Here is a 16685-nt window from a genome sequence, read left to right on the forward strand (position 1 = left end):
CAAATCAATCAAGCGACTGCTGTATTTGACGACACTTTAAAAAAGTTCAATGACATCAAAGGGATAGGTGCAATCACGAGTGCAACTTTGATGTCAATGCTCCCTGAACTCGGCAAGCTCAACCAAAAGCAAATCGCTTCACTGGTTGGTGTTGCCCCACACCCGAAAGAGAGCGGTAGCCAGAAATGGCATAGTCGCTGTTCGGGTGGGCGACAAGCGGTACGAAACGTATTTTATAATGCGGCGAATGTCGCCCGCCAACACGAACCGAAGTTCAAGGCATTTTATGAACGGCTGATTGCTCGTGGCAAACCGTTCAAAGTGGCGGTAAACGCCTGTATACGTAAGCTTTTAACCGTGATTAATGCCATCGTCCGTGATGGCTCACAGTGGAATGCTCACGCGGTTTAATTAACGAATTTGTATCTCGCCAAATATTTTGGGGGATACAGTTGCTACATTACATTATGCTTTCCAGTTCTCAGCTAAACCACGAGAGATACGACTTACACTACCTGCACCCTGTGCCAAGATTAAATCACCATCTTGGATAATTTGATCCAATACTTCGCCGAGCTGCTCGGTATCTGATACTAAAATCGGATCAACTTTGCCTAAATTACGGATTGAACGGGCTAGAGCTTTACTGTCTGCCCCAACAATCGGTGATTCACCAGCCGCATACACATCTAATAAAATCAACGCATCAACTTTAGAAAGCACTTGCACAAACTCATCGAATAAATCACGAGTACGAGAATAACGGTGAGGTTGGAATACCATCACGACACGTTTTCCTTCCCAGCCTTGACGAGCCGCTTGAATGGTTACATCAACTTCTGTTGGGTGATGACCATAATCATCAACTAACATAATTTTACCGTTCGGGCGAATAAATGAACCAAGCTGATCGAAACGGCGACCCGCCCCTTGGAAATCCGCAAGAGCGGCTAGAATGGCTTCGTTTTCAATCCCTTCCTCTTTAGCAACAGCCAGTGCCGCCGTTGCATTTAATGCATTATGAGTACCCGGCACATTGAGCAATACATCAATACGCTCCCCCGTTGGGCAAACAACGGTGTAATGCCCCTGAAAACCTGTTTGTTGATAATCTTCAATACGATAATCCGCTTTTTCACTAAAACCATAAGTAATCACTTGGCGACCAACGCGAGGGGCAATTTCCATTACAGTTTCATCATCTGCACACATCACAGCTAAACCGTAGAAGGGTAAGTTACGCAGAAAACGCACATAAGTATCTTTCATTTTTTCAAAATCGCCACCGTAAGTGTCCATATGATCTGGCTCAATATTCGTTACCACAGACACCATTGGCTGCAATTGTAAGAAAGAAGCATCACTCTCATCAGCTTCTGCAATTAAATAACGGCTTGCACCTAAATGAGCATTTTTGCCTGCTGATTTCACTAAACCACCATTTACAAAGGTTGGATCTAATTTTGCCTCTGTATAGATCATTGAAATCATTGCTGTTGTGGTTGTTTTACCGTGTGTACCCGCAATTGCAATGCCGTGTCTAAAACGCATAATTTCCGCTAACATTTCTGCACGACGAATCACAGGGGTTCTTGCCTCACGAGCCGCAATAATTTCCGGGTTAGTTTCATCAATTGCCGTTGAAACAACTACTACGCTTGCACCTGAAATATTTTCGGCTTGATGCCCGATGAACACTTTCGCCCCTGCTGACGATAAGCGTTGTGTTACAGCACCATCTGCAATATCTGAGCCTGAAATTTGGTAACCTTCGTTTAGTAATACTTCTGCAATACCACTCATGCCTGCACCGCCAATCCCAATGAAATGGATTTGGCTAACACGACGCATTTCCGGCACTAACTTTTTAACTTTATCTTGGAAATTTTTCATCTTTAATCCTATATGCTCTGCAAGCGGTCAAATTTTTTGAATCTTTTGCAAAAAAACGCAAAAATTTGACCGCTTGTAATCCAACTAATTTGCTTCTTGAATAATCACTTCCGCCACACGCTGTGCTGCAGTTGGTGTCGCTTTGGCTCTCGCTCGCATTGCCATATCAAGTAATTTCTGGCGATCAGCAACCAATAGCTGTAAAGCATTTAACAATGATTGAGAGTTGAAATCTTTCTGCTCAATAATCACGGCTGCTCCAGATTCCGCCAAGTAATTCGCATTTAAAAATTGTTGCCTATCTTTATGTTGGAACGGCACAAAAATAGCAGGTAAACCAACAGCAGCAATTTCGCAAACGGTTAAAGCCCCTGAACGGCAAATGACTAAATCTGCCCATTCGTAAGCCGCTTTCATATCATCAATAAACTCTGAAGCGATACCATTACCTGTTTGTTGGTAAACTTCTTCAATACCTGCTAAATTGCCTTTTCCAACCTGATGGCTGATAAACACATTATTACCCAACATTTTTGCCACTTCCGGCACAGTTTGGTTAATCACTCTTGCCCCTTGACTACCGCCCATCACTAAAATATTAATAGGATAACCACGCTCATTAAAGCGTTCGTTTGGCAAAGGCAAAACAGATAAATCTTCACGCACAGGGTTGCCCACTATTTCTGCATCTTTAAATGCAGTAGGAAACGCTTGCAGCACCTTACGAGCAATTTTTGAAAGCCATACATTCGTTAAACCAGCTACCGCATTTTGCTCGTGTAAAATGACTGGCACACCACATAATTTTGCTGCAATACCACCCGGCCCAGAAACATAACCTCCCATTCCTAGCACCGCATCAGGCTGATAATTTTTAATGATTTTACGAGCCTGCATTACCGCTTTAAAAATCGCAAAAGGAGCTTTTAGCAATGCCCCTAGACCTTTACCACGCAAGCCAGAAATTTCAATAAAATCAATGTCTATGCCGTGTTTTGGCACAAGAGTGGCTTCCATTCTATCTTTCGTGCCGAGCCAGCGAATTTGCCAACCTTGTTTTTGTAGCTCTCGTGCTACAGCTATTGCAGGAAAAACATGTCCTCCCGTTCCACCTGCCATCACTAATAATTTTTTAGCCATCTTTAACTCTTTTTGATAGGAAAACTCGTTATTTTACTTGATTTATCTCTATTTAAGGAAATACAAGCGGTTAAAATTTTGTATTTATTTACAATTTTTGAACCAACACAGCCTTTACTACACTGTTTTAATTTTAGCGTGCCCAATTCGTTCCGCTCTATTTTCGTGGTCTATTCGGAGTAATACCGCAATCGCAATCGACATAATCACTAAACTTGAACCACCATAGCTCACTAATGGGAAGGTTAAACCTTTAGTTGGTAGTAACCCTGATGCTACACCTAAATTTACAAAACCTTGTAAGAAGATCCAAATCGCAATACCAAATGCCATATAGCCTTTAAAACGTTCTTCTAAAATTAAAGACTCTTTACTGATTTTTAATGCTCTCATTGTAAGTAATACTAATAACAACACAATGCAAATAACACCGAAGAAACCAAATTCTTCTCCAACAACTGCCATCACAAAATCGGTATGAGCTTCAGGTAAATATTCTAATTTTTGTACTGAATTTCCTAAGCCTTGTCCCCAAAATTCGCCTTGTCCGAATGCCATTTGAGAATTAGAGAGCTGGAAGCCGTCTCCATACGCATCAGCAAACGGATCCATAAAGGAAGTAACACGCTTTAGACGATACTCTGAGGTTAAAATCAGCACCGCAAATAATACTGTTCCTACCACGCCTAAAAACATAAATTGCATAATTTTCGCTCCCACAATGAAAAGCATTGAGAAAGTGAGAACGAATAACACAAAGGTACTTCCCAAATCGGGCTGTAAAATTAAGAGAAAACCGAACACAAATAAGATAACCGCTGGTCGCCAGAAGCTAGCTTTCTCTTTACGGATTTCATCATATTTACGCACATAAAAACTGGCAAAATAACAAATTACCGCTAATTTCGCTAATTCCGCAGGCTGAAAGTTAAGGATACCCAACGGAATCCAACGCACCGCACCATTAATCGAACGCCCGAAAATCAATACGGCAATCAAAAAACTGATGGCGATAAAAAACAACGCTACATTATATTTTTCCCATTTTTCGACAGGAATTTGTACAAAAATATAGCAAAAAATAATGGAGGCAATGATATATAAACCATCACGAATAGCAAAATAGAATGGATCGTCATTAAGCCTTGTGCTCACAGGGATAGAAGCGGACGTAACCATCACAAATCCGATTACGAGTAACCCTAAAAATAACCAAATTAGGGTTCTGTCATAAAGCGAATTAGAAGGAGTTAGTTTGACCCATTTATCCCATTCTGTTTTAAATTTTTCTAACATTATGCATCTTGTCCTTGTGCCAACGAAACAAATACATCGCCACGTTGTTCAAAATTTTTAAACTGATCTAAGCTCGCACAAGCAGGAGAAAGTAAAACCATATCGCCTTTTTTAAGCTGTGGGTGAATAGCTGCAACCGCTTCTTGCATTGTTTCGACTAACACACTTTGGTCGCTTAACTTTGCTAATTCCTTGCCATCTTGCCCGAAACAGTAACAAACAATATTTGGCTTATTAATTAACGGCTTGAGTTCAGAAAAATCGGCTGCTTTGCCATCGCCACCGAGTAATAAATAAAGCGTACCGGCTACGCTTAGTCCATTTAATGCAGCGACTGTGCTCCCCACGTTGGTTGCTTTGGAATCATTAACCCAACGCACGCCATCATTTGTTGCAACTGCTTGGAAACGGTGAGGCAATCCACCATAAGTTTGTAGTGCTTTGACTATACCCTCACGTGGAACATTCGCCGCCTCTGCCAATGCCATTGCTGCAAGTGCGTTCATCTGATTATGGCGACCACTAATTAACATTTGGTTAGTATTAATAATGGCAGTATCACCTGCATAAAGCACACCATTACGCATTGTGTATTCTGCATTCTGCTCTGCAAAACGAATTAAATTTTTGACCGCTTGTTCAGGATAGGTTTGAGCATCTTCACCGTTTACGATGATGTTTTCCGCATTATCATAAATACGCAATTTGGCATTACGGTAATCGGCAATCGAGTCGTAGCGATCCATATGATCTTCGCTAATGTTTAAAATAGTAGCTGCTTTTGCTTTCAGTGAATGAGTGGTTTCAAGCTGGAAACTGGAAAGCTCTAACACAAAAAGATCATAATCTTCGTCTAATAAACTTAAAACAGGCACACCAATGTTGCCGCCCATTCCGACTTTCAAACCTGCTTGTTTTACCATTTCATTAGTTAAGGTGGTTACCGTGCTTTTTCCGTTTGAGCCAGTAATTGCAATAATCGGGGCTTTTGCTTCACGACAAAATAGTTCCACATCTCCCACCACTTCAACACCCGCTTGAATAGCTTGTTGGATTTCAGGTGTTGCAACCGCTAAACCCGGGCTAATCACAATTAAATCAGAGTTAAGCAACCATTCACTATTTAAACCACCTGTGTGTAACGGAATGTTTTTATCTAATTGATCTGCACCTGCAGGGTTTGCTCGAGTGTCAATAACTTGAACTTTAGCATTTCTTTTTACTAAGAAATCAGCACAAGACAATCCTGTTTTACCTAATCCGATGACTGTTACGATTTTATCTTGATATGGGTTTTGCATATTTTCTTCTCTCAATCTATGTTACTTTTCTTTGCCACAAAGCATTTATGTTTTGAACGTTGGCTATGCCAACGGCACGAAGTGTGAGCGTAGCGAATAAAGAAAAGTAACCAGAAGAAAGGCAACCTTACTTCGTTGCTATTCCTCACTTTGTTGAAATTTTCTTAACGAAAAATACCCCTGATGTTCGCTTCGCTCTCGCTCGGGATTATTTTTCTAAAAATTTCAAGTCGTTCGGGCAACTCAGAAGGGAAATAGCCATCTTTCTGAGTCAATTTATCTTGTTATTTAAATAGCATAAGGCACATTTATAAAATGCACCTTATTTATTATTTGAATTAACGCAGTTTCAATGTTACTAATCCTATTAATACTAACATTAGCGTAATAATCCAGAAACGGACAATCACTCGTGGTTCAGGCCAACCTTTTAATTCAAAGTGGTGGTGAATCGGCGCCATTCGGAAAATTCGTTTTTGTCGTAGCTTATAAGAACTAACCTGTAAAATAACCGAAAGGGCTTCAATCACAAACACACCGCCCATCACAACTAATAGTAATTCCTGGCGAACTAATACGGCGATAATGCCTAATGCTCCGCCTAATGAAAGTGAGCCTACATCGCCCATAAATACTTGAGCGGGATAAGTGTTATACCATAGGAAGCCTAAGCCAGCTCCAACAATTGCCGTACATAAAATTACTAATTCCGAGGTATTTGGAATAAATGGAATATGCAGATATTGTGCGAAATTGAAGTTACCTGTTGCCCACGCAATTAATGCAAACGCAGAGGCGACTAGAATAATTGGCATAATCGCTAAGCCGTCTAAACCGTCAGTTAAGTTTACCGCGTTACTTGTACCAACAATCACAAAATACGCTAAGATGATATAAAAGAGACCTAATTGTGGCATTACATCTTTAAAAAACGGCACAACTAATTGAGTTGCTGCCGTATCTTTACCTACTGCATACATACCCACTACTGCCACTAATGCGATGGCAGATAACCAAAAATATTTCCAACGGGCAATTAAACCATCGGTATTTTTGCGGGAAATTTTACGATAATCATCAACAAAGCCTACTACACCATAACCAAATAATACAAATAAGGTAAACCAAACATAAGAGTTACGCAGATCCGCCCAAAGCAATGTACTTACACCAATAGAAATCAGGATCATAATGCCACCCATTGTTGGTGTACCACGTTTTTTGAAATGGCTTTCAGGACCATCATTACGCACTTCCTGACCAAATTTTAAGATCTGTAAACGGCGAATCACCTTTGGACCGATCCAAAGCCCGATCCCCATTGCGGTTAATAACGCCATAATGGCACGGAAAGTGATATAAGAGACAACGTTAAACGCTGTGTTATATTGCACTAATATTTCTGCAAGCCAAACTAACATTGTTTAGTCCTTAAAAATAATAAAATTAAAAATGGATATTAAATTGTTTACAAAGCTCGGAAATCACAGTTTCCATTTTTTGGCTGCGAGAGCCTTTTGCTAATAATACAAGCGGTTGTTTTTCTTCGATTTTTTGCAAAATAATCGGCATTAAAAATTCAACCATTTGTTGTTTATCGGTAAAATGATGTTGTGGATTTTGGCTGATAACCGCACTCTCTTTGCCAAAACTTAAAATCAAATCCAGCTTCGCTTGTTGAGCAAAATCGGCTACGTCTTGGTGGCATTTGCCACTTTCTTCGCCTAATTCTGCCATATCACCTACCACAAAAATTCGGTAAGCAGGGTAGTTTTCCAGTACTGAAATAGCAGATCTCATCGAATCCACATTGGCATTGTAAGTATCATCAATAAACAAGCAGTATTCATTAATTTGTACAGGATACAAACGTCCTTTTACCATTGAACGTTGTTCAAGCCCTGCTTTAATTGCCTCTAAACTTGCTCCCACAGACATTGCAAGGGAGGTTGCCGCTAACGCATTACTTATATTATGGCTACCTAAATAAGGCAATTCGATCTCTATTTCACCTTGTGGTGTGTGGAGAGTAAAACGTGATCCATTTAGCAGTAATTCCACATCATCAGCCCAGTAATCAGCGTAAGAATCTGAGTCTGAGCCAACATAAGAGAAAGATTGGATTTCGTTTGAGCCAATCTCTTTCTGCCATTGCGGATAGTAAAAAGCTAAATTGATAATCGCTTTTCCACCTTCTTTTAAACCACGATAAATTTCGCCTTTTGCCTGTGCTACACCTTCGAGTGAGCCAAAACCCTCTAAGTGAGCGGCTGCAACATTATTTACCAAGCAAGCGTCAGGTTTAGCAATCTCGGTGGTATAAGCAATTTCACCAATATGATTAGCTCCCAGCTCAATCACCGCATATTTATGCTGTTCGGTTAAGCGAAGCAAGGTCATCGGTACACCTAAGTCATTGTTTAAATTGCCAAAAGTGTATAAAACCTCCTCTCCACAAGCGGTCATTTTTTGCAGAATTTTTGCTGTCATCTCTTTGACGGTTGTTTTACCTGAAGAGCCTGTCATCGCCACCGTTTTCGGATTCAGCTTTGCTTTTAACCACTTCGCTAATTTACCTAAAGCAAGACGAGTATCTGCTACCACAATTTGTGGCACGTTAATTTCACATTCACGCTCAACTACGACTGCCACACAGCCTTGAGTAACGGCATTCTCAAGATAGTGATGAGCATCAAAGTTTTCGCCTTTTAATGCAAAAAATAAGCCATTTTCAACCGCTTGTCGGGTGTCGGTACTGGTGGTTTCTACCACAGTTTCGCCATTGCCGATCAATTTGGCATTTAGGATTTCAGCAATTTGTTGGGTGGTTAGTTTTATCATTGATTTATCTTTTTCTTTATAAAATTAATTACGAGCATTTTGTATTTGTCACTTTCTTTGCTTCGCCAAAGAAAAGTGACAATTAAACAAGATATTTCCTTGCCGTTTCCTGATCCGAAAAATGCAACTTCTCCATCCCAATAATCTGATAATCTTCGTGGCCTTTGCCGGCGATTAAAATCACATCACTAGCTTTTGCTTGCTCAATAGCCACTTTAATTGCCTCTTCACGGTTATGGATAATTTGTTGTGGTTTATTAAAACCTTTCACAATATCCGCCATAATTTTTTGGTTATCTTCCGTTCTTGGGTTATCATCCGTTGCAATCACTTTATCGGCTAATTGTTCCGCAATCGCTGCCATTAGTGGGCGTTTGCCTGCATCACGATCGCCGCCGCAGCCGAAAATGCACCAAAGTTCGCCTTCGCAATGTAGGCGAGCAGCTTGGAGTGCTTTTTCTAGAGCATCAGGTGTGTGAGCATAATCTACAATCACCATTGGCTTATTTGGGCTTGTGATACATTCCATTCTGCCAGCCACACCAACTAATTGCGGGGCTGTTTTGATGAGTGCTTGAATATCAACACCTAAGGCAAGCAGTCCCGCAAAAGCCGTTAAAATATTGCTTACGTTGAAAGCCCCAATTAAGCGGCTGTGTAATTCACCATTTCCCCAGCTGGATTCAAATTCAATGGTTGCACCTTGTAGGGTAAATTTTACCGCAGTCGCTTTTACAAATTGTTGGTTCGTGCTGAAATTTGGATTGACACTTACCGCAACCGCATTAGGTAATTTACTAAGCCTTTCAGCCCCGATTTCATCATCAGCATTAATCACTTGAGCTTTTGTTTTAAGCTCACTGAACAAACGAAATTTCGCCTCTGCGTATTCTTCTATTGTATTGTGGTAATCGAGATGATCTCGGCTTAAGTTGGTAAACATCGCCAAATCAAACTCTAAGGCTTCAGCTCTAAATTGTGCTAAACCGTGAGAACTCACTTCCATCGCACAGAAATCTGCTCCAAGTTCTACAAAATCAGCAAGGTTACGTTGAATTTCAATGGCTGAACCTGTTGTGTTTACAGCTTCTTGTACCTTACCGTATAAACCATTGCCGATTGTTCCCATTACTGCCGATTTTCCACCCAATAAATTATGCCATTGAGCCAGCAGTTGAGCGGTGGTCGTCTTTCCATTTGTGCCGGTAATCCCTGCTAATACTAATTTCTGTGATGGATTATCGTAGAAAGCTCCGGCAATGGCAGATAGTACTTTTGGTAGCTGTGGAACATAAATAACTATGCAACAAGCGGTTGAATTTTCGTTACATTTTGCGATTTCACCATGCTCATTATCTGCTTCCGCTAAAACAATTTTCGCCCCTTTCTCAATCGCATTTGCAATAAATTTTCTACCATCAACTTGATGACCTTTAAGTGCAACAAATAAGTCACCTTGTTGCACTTGGCGGCTATCTAAAGTCATTTGCTTTAGCTCGATGAGTTCTTCAACCCACGCATTGAGTTGTGTAATGAAAGGAAGTAAACGTTTCATAGCTCACCTTAATTGATACTACGTTCTAATTTAATTTCACGCACGGCGCTTTGGGTGACTTCCGTTAGGTTATCCGGCTTAATATTACGCTGTTTGAGCGTATAGCCCATAATCCGAGAGAATAGCGGTGCTGATACAAAACCACCGTAGTAATTACCGCCTTTTGGTTCATTAATGAGTACTACCAAAGCAAAACGTGGATCGCTTGCTGGGGCGATACCTGCAGTATAAGCGATATATTTCTCCACATATTTGCCTTTTTCCAGCTTACGGGCTGTACCAGTTTTGATAGCAACACGGTAGCCATCAACCGCTGCACGATGTCCACCTTCACCTTTAGCTGCAACGCTTTCCATCATTTGCACGACATCACGGGTGGTTTTTTCAGGCAGAACACGTTCGCCAATTACAGGCGGATCAACTTTGGTAATAGACAGTGGGCGATAAATCCCAAAACTGCCTAAAGTAGCATAAGCACGAGCTAGTTGAAGTGGCGTAACATTCAAGCCGTAGCCGTAAGAAAGGGTTGCCCGCTCAATATCTGCCCAGCGTTTACGGTCTCCGTTTGTGCCTCGCTGTTCGCCCAAGCCTAATCCTGTATCTTTACCAAAACCAACTTTGGTGTAAGTATCCACTAACGCATTCGCAGGCATTCTGAGTGCTAACTTACTTACCCCAATGTTACTTGATTTCTGTAAAATCCCTGTTAGCGTTAGGCTATCTCTTGGCGCAACATCTTTAATCGTATGTCCGTTTACCACAATAGGTCTTGTGCCGATCACTTCGTCTTTATAAGTCACTTTATTATGTAAGGCAGTTAATACTGTAAAAGGTTTTACGGTTGAACCCGGTTCAAAAGTATCGGTAATCGCACGGTTACGCATAAGTTCCGGCTTAAAGCTATCACGTTTGTTTGGATTGAATGACGGGGCATTTGCCATCGCCAATACTTCGCCGGTTTGCACATCAACTAATACTGCTGTACCGGATTCAGCATTATTTTCCTGCACGGCTTTCTTAATTTCTCGGTACACCATAGATTGCAATTCTTCATCAATACTGAGCATCACATCTTGCGGATCATATTGCTTTTCTGAGCGAATATTTTCAACAATATTGCCTTTAGCATCTTTACGAATAACTTGCTTACCATTTTTACCGACGAGTAAAGAGTTAAAGCTACGCTCTAAACCTTCTGAACCATTCATATCATCTTTGTCAGTAAAGCCAATAAGTTGAGAAGCCTCTTCTGACAATGGATAAAAACGGCGGGATTCGACTTTAATCATTAACGCATCAATATCAAGCTCTTTCGCATACTCACTAATCGCTTCCGATTGATGGCGAGATAAGTAAACAAAACGTTGGCGATACTTACTGTAAAGCTCATCCATCACATTATTGTAGGAGCGTCCAATTTCTTTACTTAATGCTTGAAACTTTTGATGTTCTAATTCCCTATGCTCATTATCTAAACGAAGAAAAACAGAGCTGGGATTATTTCTCACTTTCTCTATTAAAGTGTTGTAATCCAAGCCTGTAACCTGTGCCAGTTGCGTCCAATAGCCTTCACTTTTAGTATTTAAAATAGAGCGAGGATCAAAATCTACTTTCTCTTTTGAAACATTTTTCTTCTCAATAAATTTATTCACACTGGCTTCAATTTTGCTTTTTGAAGCTTCCATTTCCATCGCTAAAGCTCGCCAGCTTTCATTGGAGCGTCTTAGCTTGGTGTCAAAATATTCTCTAGGATCAAGCGTTAAAGAATACATCGGCACACTAATTGACAGGAAACGTCCGTTTCGGTCTAAAATTCTTCCTCGAGTAAATTGTAATTCTTTAGTACGAAGCGAGCGATTATTTGCTTCTTTAATTAATCGTTCAGAATCAATAATTTGAATATAAGCAGCTTGAGCCAACAGCCCTACCACCATTACTCCCATTAATAGTGTCACTACCCAAAAGCGTTTCGGTAAAAAACTTGGTAATTTTTTACTTTCTGATTTAGGCGGCTCTGCAATTGGGGCTTTTTGTTTAGGTTTTACTTTGACTGATTTGACCATTTTCTATTCAACTAAAATTATTTCTTGTTCTTTTTTAATTGGCTGCAAGCCGAAAGATTGAGCTGCGGCATCAACTCTTGCTCTGCCACTACGGCTATTTTCTTCTAATAATAAATTGGTATATTGGCTTTCCAACTTCTGATTAGCAGAAATTAGCTGCCCTTGTTCGCTGACGGATAAACGGGTTTGGTGCGTTACCCAAATTGTTGCAACTGCGGAAATAACCACACCAATGAGCAGTAAAATCGCTACTTTATTATGGCTAAAAATATCGTCAATAATAATTTGATGTAACGGATAGCGTTCGTTAGACATTTTCATTCCTATATTTGGTACTTTTAACGTTTTTCAGCAATGCGTAATACAGCACTGCGTGAGCGAGCATTAGCTTCAATTTCTGCTTCGCTTGGCATAATCGCTTTTCCAATAGTTTTAAGCGGAATATTTTTATTCAATTCAGCTTCTAAGATTGGTAAACCTCGAGGTACGTCCATACCTTTACTATGTTTACGCATAAACTGTTTGACCATTCTATCTTCAAGAGAATGGAAGCTGATAATCGACAAACGCCCCTCTGGAGCTAATACCGTTAATGCAGAGTTGAGGGCTTTTTCGAGTTCGTCTAATTCGCTATTGATAAAAATGCGGATAGCTTGAAAAGAGCGAGTAGCTGGGTGTTTATGCTTATCTTTAAACGGCACAGCATCGCTAATAATTTGAGCGAGTTGTAGGGTGCGAGAAATTTTCTCGCTTGCAGATTTATTGTAAGAAACGATCGCTTGTGCAACGCGCTTTGCAAAGCGTTCTTCGCCAAACTCTTTGAGTACCCAAGCTAAATCTTCTACAGACACTTGAGCCAGCCACTCGGCAGCAGATAAGCCTTTGGTGGTATCCATACGCATATCAAGAGGTCCATCACGCATAAAGCTAAAACCACGCACTGCTTCATCAAGCTGCGGCGATGAAACGCCTAAATCGAGCAGAATACCGTCAATTTTGCCGACTAATCCCAGTTTTTCACAAATTTCAGGAATAGCTGAAAAAGCAGTGTGTTCAATCTGAAAACGAGGGTCATCAATGGTTTGAGCTTCTGCAATGGCTCGAAGATCACGATCTGTTGCAATTAAACGCCCATTTTCGCCAAGTTTAGATAAAATTAAACGAGAATGCCCACCACGCCCAAAAGTACCATCAATATAGATACCGTTAGGCTTAATTGCTAAGCCATCAACGGCTTCGTGCAATAATACTGTAATATGTTTTGGTGTTTCGCTCATCTTTCTTTCCAATTACTATAGCGAGAGATTTTTTAAGGCATCACAATCCAACATTTCTGCTGAACCGCCAAACGCAAGATCTTCAGCAATTTGGGCTTGCCATTGTTTGTCTTGCCAGATTTCGAATTTGTTTAATTGACCAACGAGCATAATTTGCTGCTCTAACTGAGCGTGTTGGCGAAGTGTCGGGCTAAGTAAAATACGACCTGCCGAATCCATTTCACATTCGGTGGCAAAGCCTTGCATTACACGCTGAATACGGCGTTGAGCCGGGTCAAAATTAGATAATGCCAGTAATTTCTGTTCAACAACTTCCCATTCGTGCAAAGGATAAAGTAACAAACAAGGCTGGCGAATATCTACGGTGCAAACCAAAATACCGTGATGTTTTTCTAAAAGCTCAGCACGGTAACGGGTCGGAATTGCGATCCGCCCTTTACTATCAATGCTGATTGAACTTGCACCACGAAACATTTTTGATTCTTCGCCCTAGTTAAATAATGTAAAATTTAAGAAAAAGATCCACAAAATACCACTTTTTCCCACTTAACTGGAGGATTTTATCTATTAGTGATACATCTATCAAGGAGTTTTATTTATTTACAAAACAAAAGACCTATCTAAGAAAGATAGGTCTGCAAATATTTGATGAAATTATACCGCTTGTTAGCGTGTTAATGTTGATTTCACAACAGTGATAATGCCATAAATAACCCAATAGAAGATGATTGAGCAGAAGAATAGGGTGGCAGTATAAGGCAGCCAATAATAGATCCCCAGTACTTCTGCGGTTCTACATTCTAAACGTTGGTAATCATTTAATTTTGTGAGATCGCTACAATCAAAAGGAATGTAGGTAAAAACAAAATAGCTAATAATTGCGATAATGAATGCAAATAAAATACTCAATAGAATCTGTTTTTTATAATCCATTTCTACTTCTTCCGTAATTTACTAGCGGTTGTTTTTGTCCGTTTTTTTGCAGATTTTTTGCCTGTTTCCTTTTTGTATTTTTTAACCGTTTTAGGCTCTTTGAAAATAGGTTGCTCAGCAACTTTCGCTTTTTTCTCCGCTGTTTTTCCTGTTTTCTTATTGCCCGTTAAGAGTTCAAAATCGATTTTTTTCTCGTCCAAGTTTACGTTAATCACTTTCACTCTAACGGCATCGCCCAAGCGGTAAATAATACCACTACCGCCAACTAAACGTTGTCTGTCTGCGTCATAATGGTAGTAGTCATTATCTAAAGTTGAAATATGAACTAAACCATCAATAAATAGCTCGTTAAGTTTCACAAATAATCCGAAGCCGGTTACGCTTGAAATGACCCCATCAAACTCTTCGCCGATATGGTCTTGCATAAATTCACATTTCAGCCAATCTGCCACATCACGAGTGGCTTCATCGGCTCGGCGTTCGGTGGCAGAGCATTTATCGCCAAACTCGTCCATATCATCTAGCTTGTAGTGATAACCGCCGCCATCGGTGTAATAGCGTGTATTGCCCTTGCCTTTTTCGATTAAATATTTAATCACACGGTGTAATAACAAATCTGGGTAACGGCGAATTGGCGAAGTAAAGTGAGCATACTCAGTTAATGCCAAGCCAAAATGCCCGATGTTATCTGCTGCATACACCGCTTGTTTGAGCGAGCGGAGTAACATCGTTTGAATGAGCTCTTTATCCGCACGTTCGGCTATTTGCTCTAACAATACGACGTAATCTTTAGGTTGTGGATCAAGCCCAACGTCCCACGTTAAGCCGCATTCACGCACAAAGGATTTAAAGCTCAGTAATTTTTCTTCGCTTGGTTTATCGTGAATTCGATAAAGTGCTGGCTCATTCGCTTGCTCAACAAAGCGAGCTGCTGCAATGTTTGCCAAAATCATACACTCTTCAATGAGTTTATGGGCATCATTGCGGATAAGCGGCTCAATACGTTCAATTCGTCCTTGCAGGTTGAAAATAAATTGATTTTCAATGGTTTCAAACTCAATCGCTCCTCGTTTTTGACGAGCTTTCATTAAGGTTTGGAACATCGCATAGAGTTCTTCAATGTGTGGCACTAATGGTGCATAGCGTTCACGTAAGGTTTCATCGCCCTCTAGCATTTTCCAAACTTTGGTGTAAGTTAAACGAGCGTGTGAATTCATTACCGCTTCATAAAATTTGTAATCAACCAACTCCCCTTTGTTGGAGACCGACATTTCCGCCACCAAACAGAGGCGATCAACCTGTGGATTTAATGAACATAAACCATTTGAAAGCACTTCAGGTAACATTGGAATGACTCGATTTGGAAAGTAAACCGAGTTGCCCCGATTAAGTGCTTCCAAATCTAATGCCGTTTTCGGGCGGACGTAATAGCTCACATCCGCAATCGCTACCCATAAACGCCAACCGTTACCCTCTTTTTTGGCAAAGACCGCATCATCAAAATCACGAGCGTCTTCGCCGTCAATGGTAATAAGTGGTAAGTCTCGTAAATCAACACGCCCTTGTTTAGCTTCTTCTGGCACTTCTTCGCTGGCAAATTGACGAATCTGTTTTTCTACACCCTCTGGCCAAACGTGCGGAATATCGTGATTGCGTAAGGCAATTTCAATTTCCATACCCGGTGCGAGATTATCGCCTAAAATTTCGGTGATAACACCAACAGGGCGGTTAAAGCTGGCTTTGCGTTCTTGCAGTTCTACCACCACAACCTGCCCCATTCTTGCACCCATACGATGTTCGTCAGGGATTAGAATATCTTGATTGATACGGCTATCATCAGGCACAACAAAACCGATGCCACTTTCAAGGAAGAAACGCCCCACAATCTGCTTTTTACGAGCTTCTAGCACACGCACAATACGCACTTCTTTTCTGCCTCGTCTATCTGTACCATTAGGCTGTGCTAACACAAAATCACCGTGCATCACTCGCACCATTTGAGCATTTGGAATAAACCAATCTTCACTTTTAGTAGCTAATTTTTCGTGCCCTTCAACTTGTAGAAAGCCGTAACCATCACGATGACCGATTACCGTGCCTTTAATCAAATCCATTTTTTCAGGCAAGGCATAACGTTTTCCTTTGGTGAAAACGAGTTCGCCATCATTTTCCATTGCACGTAAACGGCGGCGAATACCTTCCATACGTTCTTCATCATAAATATGAAAAACTTCCAACAGCTTATCACGGCTCATTGGGGCGTTATGTTCGCGAATCGTATTTAAAATAAACTCACGGCTTGGTACCGGATTTTCATATTTTTCTAATTCTTGCTGATAATTAGGATCGACTACCATAGTTTCCTCCTTTATTTTAATCTCTCCTT

At 40.7% G+C, this 16685-nt stretch carries 14 protein-coding genes; 1 reads left to right on the forward strand and 13 read right to left on the reverse strand.

Annotated features, from left to right (window positions below; all coding sequences use genetic code 11):
• The coding region (locus ACERCF_RS07660) for a transposase (RefSeq protein ID WP_373625203.1) at window positions 1-411 on the forward strand (411 nt) is incomplete at its 5' end.
• A 54-nt stretch (window positions 412-465) separates the two neighbouring features.
• On the opposite strand, the gene murC is transcribed toward ACERCF_RS07660, so the two are convergent.
• From murC to rnr, 13 genes are all read right to left on the reverse strand, one after another.
• The gene (gene murC, locus ACERCF_RS07665; RefSeq protein WP_373625204.1) at window positions 466-1893 is read right to left on the reverse strand and encodes a UDP-N-acetylmuramate--L-alanine ligase; all 1428 of its coding nucleotides are present in this window, start codon (window positions 1891-1893) and stop codon (window positions 466-468) included.
• Window positions 1894-1977: 84 nt separating this feature from the next.
• Window positions 1978-3033, reverse strand: a complete 1056-nt coding sequence (gene murG / locus ACERCF_RS07670) for an undecaprenyldiphospho-muramoylpentapeptide beta-N-acetylglucosaminyltransferase (protein WP_373625205.1) — start codon at window positions 3031-3033, stop codon at window positions 1978-1980.
• Window positions 3034-3150: 117 nt separating this feature from the next.
• Complete coding sequence (gene ftsW / locus ACERCF_RS07675; protein WP_373625206.1) at window positions 3151-4329, reverse strand: putative lipid II flippase FtsW; 1179 nt, start codon at window positions 4327-4329, stop codon at window positions 3151-3153.
• Window positions 4329-5630 (reverse strand): UDP-N-acetylmuramoyl-L-alanine--D-glutamate ligase, encoded by a 1302-nt coding sequence (gene murD, locus ACERCF_RS07680; protein ID WP_373625207.1) that lies wholly within the window; start codon window positions 5628-5630, stop codon window positions 4329-4331. The genes ftsW and murD overlap by 1 nt, the downstream gene beginning before the upstream one ends.
• A 338-nt stretch (window positions 5631-5968) precedes the next feature.
• Entirely contained in the window at window positions 5969-7051 is a 1083-nt protein-coding gene (mraY, locus tag ACERCF_RS07685) for a phospho-N-acetylmuramoyl-pentapeptide-transferase (protein WP_373625208.1), read from the reverse strand.
• Window positions 7052-7076: 25 nt separating this feature from the next.
• Window positions 7077-8471: a UDP-N-acetylmuramoyl-tripeptide--D-alanyl-D-alanine ligase gene (gene murF / locus ACERCF_RS07690; RefSeq protein WP_373625209.1), complete on the reverse strand. Its 1395-nt coding sequence runs from the start codon at window positions 8469-8471 to the stop codon at window positions 7077-7079.
• A gap of 82 nt (window positions 8472-8553) precedes the next feature.
• Window positions 8554-10026: a UDP-N-acetylmuramoyl-L-alanyl-D-glutamate--2,6-diaminopimelate ligase gene (gene murE, locus ACERCF_RS07695; protein ID WP_373625210.1), complete on the reverse strand. Its 1473-nt coding sequence runs from the start codon at window positions 10024-10026 to the stop codon at window positions 8554-8556.
• Window positions 10027-10034: 8 nt separating this feature from the next.
• On the reverse strand, window positions 10035-12089 hold the full coding sequence (locus ACERCF_RS07700; protein ID WP_373625211.1) for a penicillin-binding transpeptidase domain-containing protein: 2055 nt from the start codon (window positions 12087-12089) through the stop codon (window positions 10035-10037).
• A gap of 3 nt (window positions 12090-12092) precedes the next feature.
• Window positions 12093-12404, reverse strand: coding sequence for a cell division protein FtsL (gene ftsL / locus ACERCF_RS07705; RefSeq protein ID WP_373611746.1), 312 nt, complete (start codon window positions 12402-12404; stop codon window positions 12093-12095).
• A 23-nt stretch (window positions 12405-12427) separates the two neighbouring features.
• Complete coding sequence (gene rsmH, locus ACERCF_RS07710; RefSeq protein ID WP_373611747.1) at window positions 12428-13366, reverse strand: 16S rRNA (cytosine(1402)-N(4))-methyltransferase RsmH; 939 nt, start codon at window positions 13364-13366, stop codon at window positions 12428-12430.
• 15 nt (window positions 13367-13381) lie between these two features.
• Window positions 13382-13840, reverse strand: coding sequence for a division/cell wall cluster transcriptional repressor MraZ (mraZ, locus tag ACERCF_RS07715; RefSeq protein ID WP_373625212.1), 459 nt, complete (start codon window positions 13838-13840; stop codon window positions 13382-13384).
• 192 nt (window positions 13841-14032) lie between these two features.
• Window positions 14033-14299: a hypothetical protein gene (locus ACERCF_RS07720; protein WP_373611749.1), complete on the reverse strand. Its 267-nt coding sequence runs from the start codon at window positions 14297-14299 to the stop codon at window positions 14033-14035.
• A gap of 2 nt (window positions 14300-14301) precedes the next feature.
• Window positions 14302-16656, reverse strand: a complete 2355-nt coding sequence (gene rnr, locus ACERCF_RS07725; RefSeq protein ID WP_373625213.1) for a ribonuclease R — start codon at window positions 16654-16656, stop codon at window positions 14302-14304.
• Between the last annotated feature and the right edge of the window lie 29 nt (window positions 16657-16685).

This window comes from Mannheimia kashgarensis (genome assembly GCF_041807705.1).
GTDB lineage: Bacteria > Pseudomonadota > Gammaproteobacteria > Enterobacterales > Pasteurellaceae > Mannheimia.